Raw genomic sequence first — 21,905 nt, 5'->3', positions numbered from 1 at the left:
CTCAATCAACGACGGTATTAAATTACTTTGGCTGCAAAGAGATCATGTAGATTGAGGGCGCCTAGTAGGCAGCCATCTTGATCGGTAACAACTAAATGATTGATGCGATGTTTTTCCATCATTTCAATGGCTTCTTCAGCCAACAGTTCTGGTGGGATGGTGCGAGGGCTAGCAGTAGTGGCATTTTGTAAAGTGACGCCACTAAGATTCGTGTTTTTCTCTAGCAGTCTGCGTAAATCACCGTCTGTCAAAATGCCAAACACTTTTTGCTTGTCATCCAATGTCACTACCATCCCCATGCGCTTAGCAGTCATTTCTAGTAGGGCATCTTGCAGTGAAGCGTGGATAGAAATTTTTGGCGTGTCATCAAAGCTACGCATTACTTCACTGACATGCATTAATTGTTTGCGGCCCAAGCGACCGCCAGGATGGGAACGCTGAAAATCTTCTGCCTGAAATCCACGGGCGTCTAATAAAGCAACTGCTAATGCATCGCCCATAGCTAATGCAGCAGTAGTGCTGGTTGTGGGGGCAAGATTCAGTGGGCACGCCTCTTTTTCAACACTGGTATCTAAATGGGCGTCTGCTAATTGGGCAAGCGAAGAATTTGGTGCGCCAGTCAAAGCAATCAGTTTTGCACCAGTACGTTTCACGATCGGTACGATAGTTAATAATTCTTCTGTCTCTCCAGAGTTCGAGAGAGCAACAAAAACATCGTCTCTAGTAACCATACCTAAATCACCGTGACTAGCCTCGGCTGGGTGCACAAAAAAAGCAGGTGAGCCTGTCGAGGCAAAGGTAGCAGCAATTTTGCGAGCAATATGCCCCGATTTACCAATGCCAGAAACCACAATTCTCCCTTTGCAGTCATGCAGTAATTCCACTGCGTATACGAGTGCATCGGCGTTGATGCCTTCTAGGCGATCGCGCATGGTTTGCAGCGCAGCAGCCTCAATTGCGAGGGTATCGCGTGCAAGCTTTAGGGTACGTTCACGAGTCTTAGCTATCATCGAGTAAGTATATGCCGTCAGTCCTTCAATTAACCCTCATTCTCCTAGCCGCAGGTGTGGCTGGAGTGGTTATTTTCCGCTATTTTGGCTTACCCCCTATTTTGGGCTATTTAGCGATTGGGGTGCTGATTGGCCCCAATGCCCTGGCTTTGGCAAGCGACTCTTCTACAGTGAAGTATTTAGCTGAATTTGGGGTAGTTTTCTTAATGTTCTCGATCGGCTTGGAATTTAATCTAAACAAGCTGCGATCGATGCGGAACATCGTATTTGGTCTGGGTGGCAGTCAAGTGGTCTTGACGATGCTTTTAGCGGTGCCGGTCAGCCTCTTGATGAACTGGATTTACCCAATTTCTTGGCAGGCAGCCATTGCCTTGGGCGGGGCTTTGGCGATGTCTTCCACCGCGATTGTGACAAAACTCATTTCTGATCGATCTGAATTAGAAACAGAGCATGGTCGCAATGTCGTCGGTATTTTGTTATTCCAAGATTTAGCAGTGGTTTTTTTATTGATCTTGATTCCCTCTTTGGGAAAAAACCCAAAAGATCTGTTTGTTGCTCTCACTGCGGCCTCAATCAAGATTACGGTTGCTTTGGCCTTAATTTTCTTCATTGGCCAATCGCTCATGAGTCGCTGGTTTAGATTGGTTGCTAAGCTACGCTCGCAAGAATTGTTCATGTTGAACCTCTTGTTGATTGTGCTCGGTATGGCAGGTTTAACAGAGCACTTTGGTTTGTCTTTAGCGCTCGGTGCATTTTTGGCTGGGATGTTAATTGCTGAGACGCCATATCGTCATCAGGTTGAAGAGGATGTCAAACCATTTCGTGATGTCTTATTGGGACTCTTCTTTATTACGATTGGCATGCTGCTTGACTTCAATGTCATTCGTGAACAGTGGATGTTGGTGGTAGCACTTCTGATTGGCCCCTTACTATTTAAATTTGGCTTGATCGCCTTACTCTCGAGAGCGTTTGGCTCAAGCCCTGGCATCTCGATTAGAACGGGCTTATGCCTTGCTCAGGCGGGCGAATTCGGCTTCGTATTGCTGACTCAAATTGATGGCTTAGATTTAATTGATCCCGTTCTGAGCCAAGCGGTTCTTGCCGCGATGTTGCTCTCGATGTTTTGCGCGCCATTTTTGGTTGAATATAGTGATCGCATTACAATGCGTTTTTCCAGTAACGAATGGCTATTGCAATCGCTTGCGTTGACACGCGTTGCTGCAAAGAGCGTACGCAATGAGAATCACGTCATCATTTGTGGGTTTGGCCGTTCTGGTCAAAGCTTGGCACGTATGCTCGATCAAGAAAAGATTCCTTACATTGCCCTAGATTTGGATCCCGATCGCGTGAAAGAGGCTGCTGCTGCAGGCGATAACGTGGTGTATGGCGATGCGAGTCGTGAAAATTATTTAGTTGCCGCTGGCCTCTCAAGAGCTAAGACAGTTGTCATTACTTATGCAGATACTGCTGCTAGTTTGCGTGTGTTGCGTCAGGTTGAACACCTGCGTCCCGGCATGACAGTATTAGTTCGCACCAAAGACGACGCCGACATTGCTAAGTTGCAAGCGGCTGGTGCTACCGAAGTGGTGCCTGAGTTGATTGAGGGAAGCCTCATGATTGCCTCGCACGTCTTGTTGATTATGGGTGTACCTATGCGTAAGGTAGTTCGGCGGATTACGACTGCACGTGAAGAGCGTTATAGCTTGCTAAGAGGGTATTTCCGAGGCGCAGGCGATGATGACTTTGGCTCGAATGAGTCTTGGCGTTTACATTCGATTACTTTGCTGCCCAATTCTCAAGCCGTTGGTAAAACTCTAGAAGAGCTTGATTTAGGTAGTGCAGGTGTCAGCGTTCAAGCAGTACGTCGTAAGGGGCGCAACGCAGACTATGTGAAACTTGTCTTGACGCCCGAATTGCAACTGCAAGCTAACGATATCTTGGTGATCTCAGGTAACTCTGAAGCGACTGACTTGGCTGAAGCTAAATTACTCTGAGATTTATTGACTATTTCTTTTTCTTAGCTGCGACGAGTTTGCGAGTGAGTAATGGTGCCAAGTAGTGACCAGTAAAGCTGGCTTCATTTTTTGCTACATCCTCTGGCGTTCCCGTGGCAATGATCTGACCACCACCTGCACCACCTTTTGGTCCTAAGTCAATAATCCAGTCAGCAGTCTTGATCACATCTAAGTTGTGCTCAATGATGACAATCGTATTGCCTTGCTTTTTGAGTGTCTGAATCACCGTGAGTAATAGTTGAATATCGTGGAAATGTAAACCAGTGGTTGGTTCATCCAAGATATAAAGTGTTCGACCAGTATCCCGCTTAGAAAGCTCAAGTGATAATTTCACGCGCTGGGCTTCGCCGCCAGATAGAGTTGTAGCGCTTTGTCCCAGCTTCACATAACCCAAGCCAACATCTAACAGTGTTTTGAGTTTGCGCTTGACTACTGGAACGGCTTCAAAGAATTCATGGGCTTGCTCGATCGTCATCGAGAGTACTTCATGAATGTTTTTACCTTTATAGCGAATATCTAAAGTTTCACGGTTGTAACGTTTGCCATGGCAGACATCGCAGGGTACATAAACGTCTGGCAAGAAGTGCATTTCTACTTTGAGTACGCCATCGCCTTCGCAGGAATCGCAGCGTCCGCCTTTGACGTTAAAGGAGAAGCGACCAGCTTCATAACCACGTTCACGTGAGGCTGGAACTCCAGAAAAAAGTTCACGAATGGGCGTAAAGAGGCCGGTATAGGTAGCGGGGTTGGAACGAGGTGTTCTGCCAATGGGAGACTGATCAACACTAATCACTTTGTCAAAGTGTTCTAAGCCCTTCATTGCATCATGTGCAGCAGGCTCTGCATTAGAGCCATAGAGGTGTTGTGCAACTGCATGATGCAGGGTGTCGTTAATCAGTGTAGATTTTCCGGAACCCGATACTCCAGTGACGCAAGTTAATAAACCGACTGGAATTTTGGCGTGTACTGATTGCAAGTTATTGCCACGCGCACCGATGATTTCTAAAAAGCGATCATTTACCGGAATACGTTTTTGGGGAACTTCAATGGCTTCGCGACCAGCAAGATAGGCGCCAGTAAGGGATTTGGGATTGGCCTCGACTTCAGCAGGCGTGCCTTCTGCAACAATTTCGCCGCCATGAACACCGGCTCCTGGGCCGATATCGATGACCCAATCAGAAGCGCGAATCATATCTTCATCATGCTCAACCACTAATACGCTATTACCTAAGTCACGTAAGTGTTTGAGTGTGCCAATCAAGCGATCGTTATCGCGTTGATGTAGACCAATTGAGGGTTCATCGAGTACATACATTACGCCCGTTAAGCCTGAGCCAATTTGACTTGCGAGCCGAATACGTTGGGCTTCTCCGCCCGATAGAGTGTCTGCACTTCGTTCTAAAGAGAGGTAATCAAGACCCACGTCATTTAAGAAACGCAGACGTGCACTGATTTCTTTCACAATCTTATCGGCGATTTCTCTCTTGGCACCTTTCAGTTCAAGTGCCTCAAAGTATTCCTTTGCTTCTTTTAGCGGGAGAGCGCTAATTTCATAAATAGCGCGAGATTGTTTCTTCTCACCCACTTTGACAAAACGCGCCTCTTTGCGTAAACGACTGCCGTTACATTCTGGGCAGGTTTGCACATTTTGATAGCGAGATAGCTCTTCACGCACGGTGACAGAATCTGTCTCGCGATAGCGCCGTTCAAAGTTGGCAACAATCCCTTCGAAAGCATGCTCGCGAATGCTATTTTTGCCACGCTCATTGATATATTCAAAAGGAATAGTAATGTCACCAGAGCCCAACAAGATGAGGTCTTGTTGTTTCTTGCTAAGGGATTCAAATGGCTTTTCTACGTCAAACCTGCCATGCTTGGCAAGAGTTTGCAGTAATTTGAAGTAGAACTGATTACGGCGATCCCAGCCTTTAATCGCCCCAGACGCTAGGGATAAATCAGGATGTGCCACGATACGTTTTGGATCAAAGAAAGATTGATGTCCAAGGCCATCGCATGAAGGACATGCACCCATTGGATTATTAAATGAGAAGAGGCGTGGCTCTAGTTCTTGAAGAGAGTAAGAGCAAACAGGGCAAGCAAACTTACTGGAGAAAATCATCTCTTTACCAGTATCCATATCCACAATCATGGCCTTGCCATCCGCAAGGCGTAGCGCTGTCTCAAAAGATTCAGCAAGACGTTGTTGAATGTCAGGGCGCACTTTAATGCGATCAACAACTACTTCAATGGAATGTTTATCATTCTTTTTGAGGGTTGGTAATTGATCGACTTCAAAAATTTCTGCCTTAGCTACGTTTGCTGTGCCACCGCCGGAGCGCACTCGAAAGCGCACAAAGCCTTGGGCCTGTAGGTCTTGGAAGAGATCAACGAACTCGCCTTTGCGCTCACTTACCACTGGCGCAAGAATCATCAACTTTGTGTCCTCAGGCATAGAGAGCACTGTGTCTACCATTTGAGAGACGCTTTGCGCCTCTAGAGGTAGGTCGTGGTCTGGGCAGTGAGGTGTGCCTGCGCGTGCAAATAGCAAACGCAAATAATCATGAATTTCAGTAACAGTACCCACAGTGGAGCGTGGGTTATGGCTCGTTGCTTTTTGTTCAATGGAAATTGCAGGTGATAGACCTTCGATGGTGTCAACGTCGGGCTTTTCCATCAACTGCAAAAATTGACGCGCATAAGCGGAAAGCGATTCGACATAGCGACGCTGACCTTCGGCATAGAGCGTGTCAAAGGCCAATGAACTTTTACCTGAACCAGAGAGGCCAGTCAGGACGACGAGTTTCTCTCTAGGGATGTCTAGATTGATATTTTTGAGGTTATGGGTGCGGGCACCGCGGATCTTGATTTCGTTATTCATGATTTTTTTGCGTAACTTGTTAATATAGCTCTTTCCCATGAATTCTTCTGAACTTCGCTCCACTCTGGCCTTAGCGGGCATCTTCGGCTTACGTATGCTGGGCCTATTTTTGCTGTTGCCCGTTTTTAGCATCCACGCCAAAGACTTACCAGGAGGTGATCAAGCCTTCTTGATAGGGCTGGCACTCGGAATTTTCAATATTGTTCAGGCCTGCTTCCATATTCCCTTAGGCAGACTTTCCGATCGAATCGGCCGAAAAGCGGTCGTTTTATGGGGGTTGTCCTTGTTTGTTGCCGGGGCTTTAATTTGCGCAACCAAAGATGATTTGTTATGGATTTCTATCGGTCGGGGAGTAATGGGCGCCGGTGCAATTTCTGCAGCGGTTTCTGCTTGGGTTGCCGATCTGACTCGAGAGCAGGTGCGCAGTCAAGCGATGGCTTTAGTCGGCGCCAGTATTTCCCTCTCTTTTGCGGTTTCGCTAGTGCTGGCTGCCCCGCTTTATCGCATGATTAGCTTAAGTGGGATGTTTTTTGTGTTGGCAATTCTAGGTGTCTTGGCGATGTTAGTAGCCTATTTTGTATTGCCAAATAACAGACCTGAAGTTCATGCGCAACAAGATTCACTCAAAGTCGTATTTCTTCGCCCAGAGCTCATGCGACTAAATGTAGGTGTATTTGTATTGAATGCTACCCAAGTAGCTATGTTTTTAGTGGTGCCACGTTTATTAGAGCAAGCAGGATTTCCGCTTACTGCGCACTGGCAAATCTATCTCTCAGTGGTTTTACTCTCGTTTGTATTTATGGTTCCACTTTTAGTCTACGGTGAGAAAAAACAGCGCATACGACTTGTTCTGTTAATTGCCATCATTTTGCTGGTTATTGCTGAAATCATTTTCACTCAAGCTGCATCTGTGACTCTCATTACGGTGGCATTGCTGATTTATTTTGTAGGCTTCAATCTTTTGGAAGCATTACAACCATCATTGGTCACTCGTTATGCAAAAGAATCAAAGGGCACTGCTTTGGGGGTTTACAACACCACACAATCTATTGGCCTCTTTTCTGGTGCGTTGTTAGGGGGTTATTTAATGGATAGCCTTGGCAATGTATCGGTCTTTGCAGTCGGGGCGGTTATGCTAGTTGGCTGGCTTATAATTGCCTGGTCGATGGGTGAAATGCCAGCGAGAGCAACAGAATCAAAGGGTTTAGCCACAAAGACATAGCCGTAGCTTCATCAATTTAATTAAAGCGAGTAGTTCATTTTCAGCAGTAATAACAGCGGTATTTTTCTTCGGGAGACAACATGGCTTCGGTAAATAAGGTCATCATCGTAGGTAATGTAGGACGTGATCCAGAAACGCGTTATATGCCAAGTGGCGACGCCGTTACAAACATTTCAGTAGCCACATCTGATCGCTACAAAGATAAACAAACTGGTGAGATGAAAGAAACCACAGAATGGCATCGCGTTGCATTCTTTGGCAAGCTTGCAGAAATCGCTGGCCAGTACCTCAAAAAAGGTTCACAGGTTTATGTTGAAGGCCGTTTACGAACACGCAAATGGACTGATGCCAGTGGACAAGAAAAGTATTCTACCGAGATCGTTGCAGAAACTATGCAAATGCTTGGTGGTAAGCCAGTAGGCGGAAGTGGTGACGGTGGTGAAAGCTATGCTCGCTCAAAGCCGGCTGAGCAGTCTGCCCCCGCATCGTCTAATGCCGCATCCCTCGGTGCAATGGACGATGATATTCCGTTTTAGGCAACATTCAATAATGCGGTAGATATCGTAGTATTAAAAAACCCCTTCTAGGATTTTCTACAAGGGGTTTTTATTTACCTACTGTCTTGCGTGTCGAATATTTTCGGGCCAGGGAGAATTATGATCCGTGCGGAATGGGTTGATGTCTAGGCCCCCGCGTCGGGTGTAGCGGGCGTAGACAGAAAGTTTTTCTGGTTTGCACTGTCGTTTGATGTCAGTAAAGATTGTTTCTACGCAATGCTCATGAAACTCACCCAATTGCCTAAAGCCAATCAGGTAGCGCAGTAAGCCTTCTTCAAGAATGGGGCGTCCTTGATAACGAATTTGGACGCTAGCCCAATCCGGTTGGCCGGTAACAGGGCAGTTTGATTTGAGTAAGTGCGATACCAAGCACTGTTCAATTGGACCAAAAGATTCATTAACACCTAATAGGCTTGGATCTGCAGGCAAGCTTGGATCAATCTCGATATCTAGTCGATCCATCAAGATGCCGCCCATCTCTTGCATTCCTTTTTTGGAAATGATATCAGTTGGGTTGATGCGAGTAGTGATCTTGCTGCCAGCCACTACTGATAAATCCGCAGTGAGTTTTTCTTTGACTTCATTCTCATCTTCAAAGCGGGCGTTGTTGAGACTATTGAGATAGAGCTTGAAAGATTTAGACTCAATCATGTTGGGAGAGTCTGCGGGAATCTGAAACTCAGCTAGGGCAATTTGTGGCTTTCCTTTTTGATTGAGCCAGCTTAGTTCAAATGCGTTCCATGTATCAACACCCACAAATGGCAAAAATTGACCCTCTTTAAGTCCGATCTTCTTGCGGTTTTCAGCCCTGGGAATGGGAAAGAGCAAACTCGGATCATATTGATCTGGGTATTGCGTTGATTGTCCAAGTGGAAGCGTTGCCATTAATTACTTTTAGCTTTTAGGTTTATTCGATACACCTGATACGACATGTCCTGTTGGGGCTACGGATGCAGCCGATTGGCAATGGCCCGTTTGATCATCAAAGAAAAAGTCGGGTTCAAATTCTCGCAAGAACTCACTCTTTGATAAGCCACCTAAGAACATGGCTTCATCGACATCAATACCCCATGCCATCAGTGTTCGAATAGCGCGTTCATGTGCTGGGGCAGAGCGTGCAGTAACTAGCGCAGTACGAATGCGCATACCGTTTTCGCTAGTGGAGCGCTGCAGTCTGTGCAATGCTTCTAATAAAGGTTTGAAGGGTCCCGGAGGTAATGGAATGTCGACCTTCTTGCTCTCATGATCAACAAAAGCCTCAAGCCCTTTTTTCTGAAATACTTGCTCGGCTTCATCGGAGAACAGGACTGCATCTCCGTCAAACGCAATCCGAATTTCATTGGGGTGAGACTCAGCAGTTTTACTAGACTCTGGGTAGACCCGTGCAGCTGGGAAACCTGCATCAATCGTCGCCCTTACATCATCTTCGTTGGCCGATAAGAAGAGGTTGGCTTGTAATGAGCGAAGGTAATGGTAGGGAGGGCGACCTCTGGTAAATACGCCACGTTCAAGATGCAGACCATGGTGTTCGGCGGAACGGAAAACGCGCAGACCACTGACAGGATCATTGCGGGAAAGTATCACTACCTCAACCCGTTGCTCACCTTCTTCATTAAAAGCGAGAAGTTTTTTAACTAATGGAAATGCCACCCCTTTTTGAGCGGCCTCACTCAGGCGCTCAAGTTGTAATTTCATATAAGCGCTGTCATCGGTTGACTCAAAGATGCGATTTTCTTCTTCAAAATCAAATAGGGCGCGCGATGAGATCGCAACAACGAGTTTTCCGGTGAGGGTGTATGACATTTAAGAATTACATCTCATTTCAGGAACAGCTGATATGCAGGGTTATTACTTTCATCCCAGTGAGGGTAACCCAATGTTGCCAAGAAGTTTTGGAATTTCTTCTGCTCATTTTTGGGTACCTGGATGCCTACCAAAATGCGGCCGTAATCAGCACCATGATTACGATAGTGGAAGAGACTAATGTTCCAGTTAGGCGCCATGCTCGTTAGGAACTTCATCAAAGCACCCGGGCGCTCTGGAAATTCAAAACGGTAGAGCAATTCATCTTTAGCCAGTTCAGAGTGACCGCCTACCATATGACGTAAGTGCGATTTTGCTAACTCGTCATGGGTGAGGTCGATCGTTGCAAACTTCGCTTTACGAAAATGTTTTGCAATGGCTTCGCTATCCCCCGCTTTTTGTGTGCTGATGCCTACAAAAATATGTGCTTCGCTTTGATCACCAATCCGATAGTTAAACTCAGTTACATTGCGTTTACCGAGTAATTCACAGAAACGTTTGAAAGAGCCACGCTCTTCAGGAATTGTTACGGCAAATACTGCTTCGCGGAACTCACCAACGTCTGCACGCTCTGCTACAAAGCGGAGACGGCTAAAGTTCATATTGGCTCCGCAAGCAACGGCTACGAGGGTTTTCTTCTTGAGACGTTTTTTATCAACATACTTCTTCATGCCTGCAATGGCTAAGGCGCCAGCAGGCTCAAGGATGCTACGGGTATCGGTAAAGACATCATTAATGGCTGCACAGATTTCATCGGTATCGACAGTAATGATTTCATCAACCACTTTTTTACAGATGCGGAAAGTTTCTTTGCCGACCAATTTGACAGCAGTGCCATCAGAAAATAAGCCAACATCTTTCATCTCAATTCGTTTGTTCGCTTTGAGTGATTGATTCATGGCATCAGAATCTGAGGCTTGCACGCCGATGACTTTGGTCTTTGGGCTTACTGCTTTGATATATTCGCCAATACCGGATATGAGACCGCCACCACCAATGGCGACAAATACTGCATCGATAGGTTTTTCATATTGAGTAAAAATTTCGTGGGCAATGGTGCCTTGTCCAGCGATTACATCTGGGTCATCAAATGGGTGAACAAAGGTCAAGCCTCGTTTTTTGCCTAATAGTTCCGCATGTTGAAATGCGTCGCTGTACGACTCACCCTGGAGGATGATCTCGACCCAAGAACCACCTCTCGCTTTAACGGCATCAATTTTGACGCTGGGAGTCGTCACCGGCATCACGATGACAGCCTTACATTTCATTTTGGCAGCCGATAAGGCTACGCCTTGAGCATGATTGCCTGCAGAAGCCGCAATCACACCGCGTTTTAAGGATTCTGGGGGCAAATGGGCCATTTTGTTATAGGCGCCACGAAGTTTGAAGGAAAAAACCGGCTGGTTATCTTCTCTTTTGAGAAGGACCTGGTTACCCAAACGCTTAGTCAGTTCGGGGGCGAGCTGCAGTTCAGTTTCTCTGGCTACGTCATAGACGCAAGCCGATAAAATTTTCTTTAAATAGTTCGTTGCCATCCAATGAGCGTACCACGGATGGCTCCTAAGCCCTTAGATTTGCAAGGGTTTATCGATTTAGGGAGCAACTTTATCCGTTTGCTGACACTATCAGGTTCGCTCAACTAAAATGCTTATTTATCAAATATGTCGCTATGAACGCACCATTGGCTTTAAACCAGTTGTTGGATGCTGAGGCGGGCTCCCCCCGTCTTCGCGAAATTCCCTACAACTACACCTCCTTTTCTGATCGAGAAATTGTGATTCGCCTCTTAGGTGAGGAGTCGTGGCGGGTTCTCAATGAGTTGCGCGGCGTCCGCCGTACTGGCCGCTCTGCCCGCATGTTGTTTGAAATCCTGGGTGATATTTGGGTGGTTCAACGCAACCCCTTTTTGCAGGATGACTTATTAGATAGCCCAGTTCGCCGCAAACAATTAATCGATGCTCTATGGCATCGCTTGGGTGAAGTTAAAAAGCGTAATAGTGGAGATTCTGCAGAACAGGTCGAAATTTTATTAAGCGCTGCTTATCGCGCCATTGAAAATTTCGAAAATGGATTTAAGGAAGTTGAACAAATTCGTAAACGCGCACGTAAAGAATTAGGCCGCCATACCGCTAGCGACAATATTTGTTTTGATGGCGTATCGCGCGCAGCGCATGTTACTGATGCAACGGACTGGCGTGTTGAGTTTCCACTAGTAGTACTTAAGCCTGATTACGAGTCAGAGATTCCTGGTTTGGTGAAAGCCTGCGTGGCATTGGGTCTCACGATTATTCCTCGTGGAGGTGGCACTGGCTATACCGGTGGTGCGATTCCCTTGTATGCCATGTCTGCAGTGATTAATACTGAGAAATTACAAGATATCGGCGGCGTGAAATCTAAGCATCTGCCTGGTGTAGCTCATGAGGTCTCAACCATCTTTACTGGTGCTGGTGTTGTCACTCGCCGTGTAGCCGATGCTGCAGAGCAAGCTGGCTTAGTGTTTGCAGTTGATCCTACTTCTGCTGATGCGAGTTGCATTGGCGGCAACATTGCCATGAATGCCGGCGGTAAAAAAGCAGTTCTTTGGGGCACTGCTCTAGATAACCTTGCTAGCTGGCGCATGGTGGATCCAGAAGGCAATTGGCTAGATGTCGAACGTCTTGAGCACAACCTTGGCAAGATTCATGATGTTGCAACCGTGCGCTTTCAGTTAACTTGGTCTGATGGTAATAGCGAGCCTGGTCAGCGGATTCTAAAAACAGAATTGCTGGAAGTAGAAGGCAAGCGTTTTCGCAAAGAGGGTTTAGGTAAAGACGTTACTGATAAATTTTTATCAGGCTTGCCTGGCGTACAAAAAGAAGGTTGCGATGGTTTGATTACTAGCGCAACTTGGATATTGCATCGCATGCCAAAATTTATGCGTACTGTTTGTTTAGAGTTTTTTGGGCAAGCGCGCGAGGCCATTCCAAGTATTGTCGAAATCAAGGCTTACTTGGATGGTTTAAGTAAGCAAGGCGGTCCCATTCTGGCTGGTCTGGAGCACTTGGACGATCGTTATTTGCGCGCAGTTGGCTATTCCACAAAATCTAAACGCAATAGTCTGCCAAAGATGGTGTTGATTGGCGATATTGCTGGCGAAGATGAAGGAGCAGTCGCAGCAGCTACTAGTGAAGTAGTGCGCATGGCAAACCTGCGGGTTGGCGAGGGCTTTGTTGCAGTGAGCGCAGAAGCCCGCAAGAAGTTCTGGCTCGACCGTGCTCGGACAGCCGCCATTGCTCGTCATACCAATGCATTTAAGATCAATGAAGATGTGGTAATTCCTTTGCCACGAATGGGTGAGTACACCGATGGGATTGATCGCATCAATATTGAACTATCCCTTAAAAACAAGTTACAAGTTCTCGACGGCCTGGAGTCGTTCTTGAAAAAGAGCGCTTTGCCATTAGGCAAGAGTGATGCGGAATATGAAATCCCTACAGCAGAGATTTTAGGTGATCGGGTACAGCAGGCTCTTGAATTAATTACGAGGGTACGCACTCGTTGGGCTGATTGGCTGACGCAGATGGATACTTACTTTCCACAACTGCAAAACTACAGCTTGCGGGCATCATGGAAAGAGCAAGTTCGTTCTGAATTACGCATTATTTTTGGCGGTCTTGCATTCGAGCCGATATTGGCTGAGCTTGAGGCTATTCATAAAAATATTCTGCGTAAGCGCGTATTCGTAGCATTGCATATGCATGCTGGTGACGGTAATGTACACACCAATATTCCGGTGAACTCTGATGACTACGAGATGCTGCAAGATGCCCATCGTGCAGTCGATCGTATTATGAAGTTAGCCCGCTCCTTAGATGGCGTGATTTCTGGTGAGCATGGTATTGGTATTACGAAGTTGGAGTACCTGACAGAAGCAGAATTAAAAGACTTCCGTAGCTATAAGAATCGTGTAGACCCTGAAGGCAGATTTAACAAGGGCAAGCTGATGCCGCATGCCGACCTGAGCATGGCTTACACGCCAAGCTTTGGCTTGATGGGGCATGAGTCCATCATCATGCAGCAAAGTGATATCGGCGCTATCGCTGATAGCGTGAAAGATTGCTTACGCTGTGGTAAGTGCAAGCCAGTTTGCGCGACCCACGTGCCACGCGCAAATCTTTTATATAGTCCCCGCGACAAAATTTTGGCGACATCATTATTGATTGAAGCCTTCTTATATGAGGAGCAAACTCGTCGCGGTGTTTCAATTCGGCATTGGGAAATGTTTGATGATGTCGCAGCGCATTGCACTGTCTGTCATAAGTGCTTAACGCCTTGCCCAGTCAAGATCGACTTTGGTGATGTGACGATGAATATGCGCAACCTCATGCGTAAAATGGGTCAGCAGCGTTTTAATCCAGGTACAGCAGCATCGATGTTTTTTTTGAATACCACCAGTCCAGAGACGATTAATTTAGTTCGTACGGCTATGATTGGTTGGGGCTATAAGTTACAGCGCTTAGGCAATGATCTTCTGCGTAAGTTTGCTAAAAAGCAAACTGCACATCCTCCTGCAACTGTTGGGAAACCGACCATCACTGAACAGGTTATTTTCTTTGTAAATAAGAAGATGCCTGGCAATTTGCCGAAAAAGACTGCGCGTGCTTTATTGGATATTGAAGATGCAAACTATGTGCCCATTATTCGGGATCCTAAAACAACCTCTGCCGATACTGAGGCGGTCTTTTACTTCCCGGGCTGCGGATCCGAGCGTCTATTTTCGCAAGTGGGTTTAGCAACCCAAGCAATGCTCTGGAATGTTGGAGTGCAGACAGTGTTGCCACCAGGCTATTTATGCTGCGGCTACCCACAGCGCGGTAATGGTGATTTTGACAAAGCGGATAAGATGATTACGGACAACCGCGTCTTATTTCATCGGGTGGCTAATACCTTGAACTACTTAGATATCAAGACGGTAGTCGTATCTTGCGGCACTTGTTACGACCAATTAGCGGGCTATCAGTTTGAGCAAATCTTCCCTGGTTGCCGGATTATTGATATCCACGAATTTTTAGCCGAGAAGGGTGTCAAGCTCACTGGAGTAACAGGCGTGAAATATATGTATCACGATCCTTGCCACTCCCCCATGAAGTTACAGGACCCTTTGAAGACAGTGAATGAGCTCATCCAATTGGAAGACGGAAAAGCGATTGCGAAAAATGATCGTTGCTGTGGTGAGTCTGGAACCTTAGCGGTTACTCGCCCTGATATTTCTACTCAAGTCCGTTTTCGCAAACAAATTGAAATGGAAAAAGCGGCCAATGATTTACGTCAGGGCGATTTCACTGGCGACGTTAAAGTATTAACAAGCTGCCCATCTTGCTTGCAAGGCTTAACCCGCTTTGATGCAGATAGTAATACTACTGCTGATTACATCGTAGTTGAGATGGCGCAAAAATTACTCGGTGAAAATTGGATGCAAGACTACGTCACCAAAGCTAACCAAGGCGGTATTGAAAGGGTGTTGGTTTAATGATTCCAACGAATGTTGTGGTGCACCAGCAGTCCAAGGTTCTTGAGCTCTCTTATGACGACGGCTCTTCATATCGACTGCCTTTTGAATTATTGAGGGTACTTTCTCCATCGGCAGAAGTTCAAGGTCACGGCCCCGGTCAAGAGACTTTACAAACGGGTAAGCGTGAGGTGTTGATTGCCAGTCTGGAGCCTGTCGGTCATTACGCACTGAAACCCACTTTTTCTGATGGGCATGATTCAGGCTTATATTCTTGGGATTACTTGTATTTCTTGTGCGAAAACCAAGAGCAAGTATGGAAAGAGCATTTGGATAAATTGGCTGCTGCAGGTCTTGATCGTGATGCGCCGATGGTGCAGGCAGGACACTCACATGGCCACTCTTGTGGAAGTCACTAATGAGTAAAACCCACTTTGGCTATCAAAGCGTTGACGAAGCCGAGAAGGCTGGTAAGGTTGCTGAGGTATTTCATTCGGTAGCTAGCAAATACGATGTGATGAATGACTTAATGTCTTTCGGCCTACATCGCGTTTGGAAAAAGATCACGATTGCAAGTGCAAATGTACGTCCTGGCCAAAAAGTGCTGGATATTGCTGGCGGTACTGGCGACCTAGCTAGCGCATTTGCCAAGGCGACGGATTGGGGTCGTAATCCTGATGCTCAAGTTTGGTTGAGTGATATCAATGCTTCAATGTTAGGTGTCGGTCGAGATCGTTTGTTAGACCAGGGCATGGCCTTGCCTTGTGTGCAATTTGATGCGGAAAAAATTCCGTTCCCTAATAACCATTTTGATGTTGTAACCGTTGCTTTTGGTTTGCGCAATATGACTCATAAAGAGCTTGCACTTGGCGAAATGTGTCGCGTGATTAAGCCAGGGGGCCGCGTACTCGTCTTGGAGTTTTCCAAGCCAGATGCCTTCCTGCAACCTGTATATGACCTGTATTCATTTAAAGTGCTGCCTTGGTTGGGTGAAAAAATAGCGCAAGATTCAGAAAGCTATCGCTATTTGGCAGAATCTATCCGCATGCACCCTGACGCGGATACCCTCAAAGAGATGATGCTGGGGGTTGGTTTTGACGAAGTGCAAACCCATAGAATGACTGGGGGTATCGTTGCCTTACATATTGGTATTAAATACTGATAGTTGTATAGTTTTTAAGCTCTTAAAAACTCAAGTATTGAAGAAGTTATTAGAAGGGGTAAAAGCAATGAACAAACATTTTTTTAAAGCAGTTTTATTAAGCTTTACTTTGATATTCGCAACAGTGGGTCACGTTGATGCAGCGCGTCTTGGTGGCGGCAAAAGTATCGGTAAAGCTCCCAGTGCTCCAATTCAAAAGCAAGCTCAACCTGCACAAAAGCAAGCTCAGCAAGCTCAACCTGCAGCTCCAGCACCACAAGCGCCAGCGCCTAGTCGTTTTGGTGGCATGGGTGGCCTCTTAGGTGGGTTAGCTGCTGGTTTAGGTATTGGCTATCTCTTATCGCATTTTGGTCTGGGTGAGGCAGCCTCTTCCCTGATTACCGGTTTGTTGATTGCGGTGCTGGCTGGTTTTGTCATCATGTTTGTGATTCGCAGGTTCTTGCCTGCTATGTCAGGCGCAGGGCAGAATGCAAATGCACCTACCCCTGGTATGCAGCGAGCGAGCCTTAATCAAAATCCCAGACAAGACCCGGCTTTTACTCCTGTAGCAAATGCTTTTGCTGGCGTTTCACAGGAGCCTGAGCTATTTCATTCCACGCTGCCACCAGGCTTTGATCAGCAAGCTTTCTTAGAGAATGCAAAACAGTATTTTGTGACCTTGCAAAAGGCCTGGGATCAAGGGGATCTTGCTGCATTGCGTGAATTCGCTACCCCTGAAATGTTTGCAACCATTCAGCAGGACTTAGCGGGTCGGACTGATAGCGCCAACCAAACTGATGTTGTGACGATTAATGCGCGGTTATTGGGAATCGAAACCGCAGATGCGCATTACTTCTGCAGCGTTCAGTTCAGCGGCATGATCCGTGAGCAACAGGGAGTGCCAGCCAGTGATTTCTCAGAAATCTGGAATTTAAGCAAGCCAGTAGAGGGTCCTGGAGGCTGGGTACTAGCGGGTATCTCCCAGTTAGTTTAAGCTTTAGGTAATTTCCGTCGGAAAACCCGCACTTGTGCGGGTTTTTTACACTTATGAACACAATATCCTCTTCAACACATACGATTGCTGCCGGAGCTGCTTGCCGAGGAATTAACCACGTCTTGGGGCGAGAGCCATGGGCGTGCGCTGAGTTAGCAAAGCATGCAGAGAAGACGGTGCTTATTCAACTTCCTTTTGGGCGCTTGTGTTTTGAGATTAATCCTGTTGGACGCTTAGAGGTCTTAAGAGAGTTGGAAAGCCCTACACTTGCCTTAGAGGTGTCTGCAAAAGCGATGAGTGATTTGGTGGCTAGCCCTGGCAATTTAAAGGAACAAGCTTTCAAAGCTGTCAAAATTACTGGTGATGCAGATTTGGCTCAATTGATTGGACGTTTAGCGGGCCAGTTGCGCTGGGAGTATGAGGAAGATCTGGCGCGTATAGTTGGTGATGCGCCTGCAAATTTTGCTGTCAGACAAGGTAAGAAATTTGTTTCTGCTACGCGTTCTGCCGCCAGTGACTTATTAGACAATGTGATTGAGTACGTCAGTGAAGAGCGAAAGATCCTTTTAAATAAACGCGATTTTATGGTTCGCAAATCCGAGTTAAATGACTTACGCGATTCAGTAGATCGTTTAGAAAAACGCATTCAACTCATAGAGCAAAAGGCTAAATAAATCGTGCGTCGAATTGCTCGTATCTGTTTTATATTTTTTACTGCTTGGCGTTATGGTTTATTGCCTTTATTGCGCGATGTTCTTAAATCAGGAGTTGGCCGTAGCTTTTTGACAGTCGTTTGTTGGACTTCTCCTGGCACTAAATTACCAAGAGGAGAGCGCATTCGCTTAACCCTTGAAGCACTTGGTCCGATTTTTGTAAAGTTTGGACAAGTGCTTTCCACGCGTCGTGACTTGTTACCAGAAGATATTGCCAATGAGTTGGCAAAATTACAAGATCAAGTGCCGCCGTTTTCTAATGCAGAGTCTCGTCGTTTAATTGAAGAGGCTATTGGTCAGCCTATCGAAGAGGTATTCATGAGCTTTGATGCGACCCCGGTAGCAAGTGCCTCGGTTGCACAAGTGCATTTTGGAGTGTTGCGCGCCACCGACAAACATCCTGAATGGGCTCATAAAACCGTAGCCATCAAAGTATTGCGCCCTGGTATCTTGCCAGTAATTGAAGGTGATCTGGCCTTGATGTATGACTTAGCAAAAGTCATTGAAAAGAGTTCTGAGGATGGGCGTCGCTTGAAACCGACTGAGAACGTTGCAGAGTTTGACACTTACTTGCATGATGAATTAGATCTGATGCGCGAGGCAGGAAACGCAAGTCAATTGCGTCGCTATTTTGCAGATTCTAAGAAGTTGATGATTCCAGAGATGTATTGGGATCTATGTCACACCAATGTCATTGTGATGCAAAAAATGGATGGCATTTCAATTGGACGCACTGCAGACTTGCGTGTAGCTGGCGTAGATTTTAAGAAGTTGGCAGCTGACGGCGTAGAGATATTTTTCACACAAGTATTTGAGTACGGATTTTTCCACGCAGATATGCATCCTGGAAACATCATGATTAGTTTGGAGCCAGAAACTTTTGGCCGATTTATTTCTTTAGACTTTGGAATCGTTGGTGCTCTCAGCGAATCGGATAAGAATTATTTAGCGCTGAACTTTTTGGCGTTCTTTAATCGTGACTATCGCCGCGTTGCTGAACTTCATATTGAATCTGGTTGGGTTCCGGCGAATACGCGCGTTGAAGAATTAGAGGGGGCCGTGCGTTCTGTTTGTGAGCCTTACTTTGATCGTCCACTCAAAGAGATTTCTCTTGGAATTGTGTTGATGCGTTTGTTCCAGACCTCACGTCGCTTTAAGATCGAAATACAGCCTCAATTGACCCTGTTGCAAAAAACACTCTTAAATGTAGAGGGGTTGGCGCGTGAGCTAGATCCAGACTTGGATCTTTGGAAAACCGCTAAGCCAATTTTGGAAAAATGGGTTGATAAGCAGCTCGGTTGGCGCGGTTTGCTGGATGGACTGAAGGAAGAGGCGCCCACTTGGGCCAAAATTCTGCCTACTTTGCCGCGTTTAATTGCTGATAGTTTGGCTCAAAGCCGTCATCAAACAAAAGACCAAAATGGTGAATTAGAGGTCTTAAAAGCCCTTTTGCTTGAAGAAAGACGTACTCACCGCCTGATAGCTGGGGCTTTGCTCTTTGCTGGAGGATTTTTGGCTGGAATTTTGATCATCAGCCTAGGCATTTATTAGCCTCTCGCCGATTGGCTCCTTAACCGCTAAAATAGCAGGTTAGGCAAAACACATGAAAAAATACTTTATCGCTGGCATCCTGGTTTGGGCACCATTGTCAATCACCGTTTGGGTGATTGCCGGGGGCTTGGGTTTACTCGACGGTGTTTTTGGCTCGGTAATGCACGCCATCATTATGGTTCTTCCCCATGATGCTGCAATAGATGTCCAACACTTCCGCGACCTCCCAGGCGTTGGAATTGTGATTGTGATTGCAGTGATTATGTTCACCGGACTACTGGCAATTAGTTTTGCTGGCCAGTGGTGGTTGAAGATTTGGGATAAGTTTGTCAATCGCATTCCGATTGTTCGCTCTATCTACTCGAGCGTTCAACAGGTTTCTTCTACTTTATTTTCTGGAAATGGTCAGGCCTTTAGTAAGGCTCTGTTGATTCGTTATCCTCATGCTGACTCTTGGGTGATTGCATTTCAAACCGGCACGCCTGCAAAAGAAGTGACTGCTAAGCTCGGCGAAGACTACGTCAATGTATTTTTGCCCACCACGCCAAATCCTACCTCCGGATTTTTTATGATCGTACCTCGTGCGCAAACGATTGAGTTGGAGATGAGTGTAGAAGAGGCATTGAAACATATTGTTTCCATGGGCTCGGTTCCACCAAATAATTCTAGTGCCCTGACTTCACATGAGTCACCACACCATTTTTGATTTTAGGAAATTGTTATGTCAATGCGTAGCCATACTTGCGGCCAAGTAACCGATTCACTGATTGGTCAAGAGGTCACACTCTCAGGCTGGGTTAACCGCCGTCGTGACCACGGAGGCGTCATCTTTATTGACTTGCGTGATCGCGAAGGTTTTGTGCAGGTAGTTTGTGATCCAGATCGTCCGGAGATGTTTGCCCTTGCTGAGCAAGTGCGCAATGAGTTCTGCATTCAGATTAAAGGTTTGGTTCGCGCACGCCCTGCTGGCACAGAGAATACCGATTTGGTTAGCGGTAAAGTAGAAATTCTCTGTCACAACCTGGTTATTGTTAATGCTTCTATTACTCCACCGTTCCAGATTGATGATGAGAATTTATCCGAGACCACTCGTTTGACTCATCGTGTATTGGATTTGCGTCGTCCACAAATGCAAAAGAATCTACGCTTGCGTTATAACGTTGCAATGGAGTGCCGCCGCTATTTAGACGAAGCGGGCTTTATTGATATTGAAACACCGATGCTCACCAAGAGTACGCCTGAAGGTGCGCGCGACTATTTGGTTCCATCCCGTGTGCATGATGGTCAGTTCTTTGCTTTGCCGCAGTCTCCCCAGTTGTTTAAGCAGCTGTTGATGGTGGCTGGTTTTGATCGTTACTATCAAATTACCAAATGTTTCCGTGACGAAGATTTACGTGCAGATCGTCAACCAGAATTTACTCAAATCGACTGTGAAACGGCTTTCTTGAGCGAGATTGAGATTCGCGATCTCTTTGAAAACATGATTCGTCATATTTTTAAGAAAACCATGAATGTGGAATTGCCTAATCCATTTCCAACCATGCCTTACTCAGAGGGTATGGCGCGTTTTGGTTCCGATAAGCCAGATTTGCGTGTCAACTTTGAATTCACTGAATTGACAGATTTGATGAAAGACGTTGATTTCAAGGTCTTCTCAGGCGCAGCAAATCAAGAAGGTGGCCGAGTAGTGGGCTTATGTGTACCAGGTGGCGCCGAGATCAGTCGTAGTGAAATTGATGACTACACCCAGTTTGTCAGTATCTATGGCGCCAAAGGTTTGGCATGGATCAAAGTGAACTCTATCGCTGAAGGCCGCAATGGTTTGCAATCACCGATTGTGAAAAACTTGCATGATGCTGCGATCGAAGGCATCTTGAAACGGACTGGTGCTAAAGACGGCGACATCATTTTCTTTGGTGCTGATAAAGAAAAAGTGGTGAATGATGCCATCGGCAACCTGCGCTTGCGTATTGGTCACTCTGCTTGGGGTAAAGAGCATGGCCTCTTTACCGAAGCATGGAAGCCATTGTGGGTAGTAGATTTCCCGATGTTTGATTACGACGAAGGCGAAGCCCGTTGGGTTGCTTGCCATCATCCATTCACCAGCCCGAAGGATGAGCACATGAAGTACCTCGAGTCTGATCCAGGCAAGTGCTTGGCTAAGGCTTATGACATGGTTCTAAATGGTAGTGAAATCGGCGGCGGTTCTGTTCGTATTCACCAAGAGGCGGTACAAAGTCAGGTTTTCCGCGCATTGAAGATTGGTGCTGAAGAAGCTCAAGCAAAGTTTGGCTTTTTATTAGATGCACTTCAATACGGTGCGCCCCCACATGGCGGTATTGCCTTCGGCTTAGATCGTATTGTGACCATGATGACTGGTGCTGAGTCCATTCGTGATGTCATTGCTTTCCCTAAAACACAACGTGCACAATGCTTATTAACCCAAGCGCCTAGCCCAGTAGATGAGCGTCAGTTGCGTGAGTTGCATATCCGCTTGCGCCAAGCAGCGCCGGCTGCTTAAAACAATTCAAGC

The 21,905-nt window shown here is 46.4% G+C and carries 16 protein-coding genes; 11 read left to right on the top strand and 5 right to left on the bottom strand.

Annotated elements, in window-relative coordinates:
- Positions 1–17: 17 nt before the first annotated feature.
- Complete coding sequence (locus ICN35_RS09255; RefSeq protein WP_216126975.1) at positions 18–1,010, bottom strand: SIS domain-containing protein; 993 nt, start codon at positions 1,008–1,010, stop codon at positions 18–20.
- A gap of 11 nt (positions 1,011–1,021) precedes the next feature.
- On the opposite strand from ICN35_RS09255, the gene ICN35_RS09250 reads away from it, so the two are divergent.
- A complete protein-coding gene (locus tag ICN35_RS09250) occupies positions 1,022–3,004 on the top strand; it encodes a monovalent cation:proton antiporter family protein (protein WP_216126972.1) in 1,983 nt (660 codons plus the stop codon).
- Positions 3,005–3,014: 10 nt separating this feature from the next.
- Here ICN35_RS09250 and uvrA read toward each other — a convergent pair whose 3' ends face one another.
- Entirely contained in the window at positions 3,015–5,903 is a 2,889-nt protein-coding gene (gene uvrA / locus ICN35_RS09245; protein WP_216126969.1) for an excinuclease ABC subunit UvrA, read from the bottom strand.
- 37 nt (positions 5,904–5,940) lie between these two features.
- On the opposite strand from uvrA, the gene ICN35_RS09240 reads away from it, so the two are divergent.
- Positions 5,941–7,125 (top strand): MFS transporter, encoded by a 1,185-nt coding sequence (locus ICN35_RS09240; RefSeq protein WP_216126966.1) that lies wholly within the window; start codon positions 5,941–5,943, stop codon positions 7,123–7,125.
- Positions 7,126–7,205: 80 nt separating this feature from the next.
- A complete protein-coding gene (ssb, locus tag ICN35_RS09235) occupies positions 7,206–7,661 on the top strand; it encodes a single-stranded DNA-binding protein (protein ID WP_215295892.1) in 456 nt (151 codons plus the stop codon).
- A 78-nt stretch (positions 7,662–7,739) separates the two neighbouring features.
- On the opposite strand, the gene queF is transcribed toward ssb, so the two are convergent.
- The 3 genes from queF to ilvA are packed head-to-tail and all read right to left on the bottom strand — an operon-like array spanning position 7,740 to position 11,020.
- Entirely contained in the window at positions 7,740–8,567 is an 828-nt protein-coding gene (gene queF, locus ICN35_RS09230; RefSeq protein ID WP_216126963.1) for an NADPH-dependent 7-cyano-7-deazaguanine reductase QueF, read from the bottom strand.
- Positions 8,568–8,576: 9 nt separating this feature from the next.
- Entirely contained in the window at positions 8,577–9,485 is a 909-nt protein-coding gene (locus ICN35_RS09225; protein WP_216126961.1) for a 5'-nucleotidase, read from the bottom strand.
- Positions 9,486–9,499: 14 nt separating this feature from the next.
- On the bottom strand, positions 9,500–11,020 hold the full coding sequence (ilvA, locus tag ICN35_RS09220) for a threonine ammonia-lyase, biosynthetic (protein WP_216126960.1): 1,521 nt from the start codon (positions 11,018–11,020) through the stop codon (positions 9,500–9,502).
- A 134-nt stretch (positions 11,021–11,154) separates the two neighbouring features.
- On the opposite strand from ilvA, the gene ICN35_RS09215 reads away from it, so the two are divergent.
- The 8 genes from ICN35_RS09215 (at position 11,155) to aspS (ending at position 21,893) form a co-directional block, all read left to right on the top strand.
- Positions 11,155–14,994 (top strand): FAD/FMN-binding oxidoreductase, encoded by a 3,840-nt coding sequence (locus tag ICN35_RS09215; RefSeq protein WP_216126959.1) that lies wholly within the window; start codon positions 11,155–11,157, stop codon positions 14,992–14,994.
- The gene (locus ICN35_RS09210) at positions 14,994–15,392 is read left to right on the top strand and encodes a gamma-butyrobetaine hydroxylase-like domain-containing protein (RefSeq protein ID WP_215295887.1); all 399 of its coding nucleotides are present in this window, start codon (positions 14,994–14,996) and stop codon (positions 15,390–15,392) included. Before ICN35_RS09215 ends, ICN35_RS09210 begins: the two co-directional genes overlap by 1 nt.
- Positions 15,392–16,135 (top strand): bifunctional demethylmenaquinone methyltransferase/2-methoxy-6-polyprenyl-1,4-benzoquinol methylase UbiE, encoded by a 744-nt coding sequence (gene ubiE, locus ICN35_RS09205; protein ID WP_215295886.1) that lies wholly within the window; start codon positions 15,392–15,394, stop codon positions 16,133–16,135. Before ICN35_RS09210 ends, ubiE begins: the two co-directional genes overlap by 1 nt.
- A gap of 67 nt (positions 16,136–16,202) precedes the next feature.
- The gene (locus tag ICN35_RS09200) at positions 16,203–17,108 is read left to right on the top strand and encodes a Tim44 domain-containing protein (RefSeq protein ID WP_216126957.1); all 906 of its coding nucleotides are present in this window, start codon (positions 16,203–16,205) and stop codon (positions 17,106–17,108) included.
- Positions 17,109–17,161: 53 nt separating this feature from the next.
- On the top strand, positions 17,162–17,782 hold the full coding sequence (locus tag ICN35_RS09195) for an SCP2 domain-containing protein (protein ID WP_216126955.1): 621 nt from the start codon (positions 17,162–17,164) through the stop codon (positions 17,780–17,782).
- A gap of 3 nt (positions 17,783–17,785) precedes the next feature.
- Complete coding sequence (gene ubiB, locus ICN35_RS09190) at positions 17,786–19,372, top strand: ubiquinone biosynthesis regulatory protein kinase UbiB (protein ID WP_216126952.1); 1,587 nt, start codon at positions 17,786–17,788, stop codon at positions 19,370–19,372.
- Positions 19,373–19,424: 52 nt separating this feature from the next.
- On the top strand, positions 19,425–20,078 hold the full coding sequence (locus ICN35_RS09185; RefSeq protein WP_216126938.1) for a DUF502 domain-containing protein: 654 nt from the start codon (positions 19,425–19,427) through the stop codon (positions 20,076–20,078).
- Positions 20,079–20,093: 15 nt separating this feature from the next.
- Positions 20,094–21,893 (top strand): aspartate--tRNA ligase, encoded by a 1,800-nt coding sequence (gene aspS, locus ICN35_RS09180; protein WP_216126935.1) that lies wholly within the window; start codon positions 20,094–20,096, stop codon positions 21,891–21,893.
- The last annotated feature ends 12 nt before the right edge of the window (positions 21,894–21,905 follow it).

The organism is Polynucleobacter sp. es-GGE-1 (genome assembly GCF_018882005.1).
In the GTDB taxonomy this organism is placed as follows: Bacteria; Pseudomonadota; Gammaproteobacteria; order Burkholderiales; family Burkholderiaceae; genus Polynucleobacter.
Note: the sequence above shows the minus strand (reverse complement) of the source record. Positions and strands in the feature narration are given on the sequence as shown.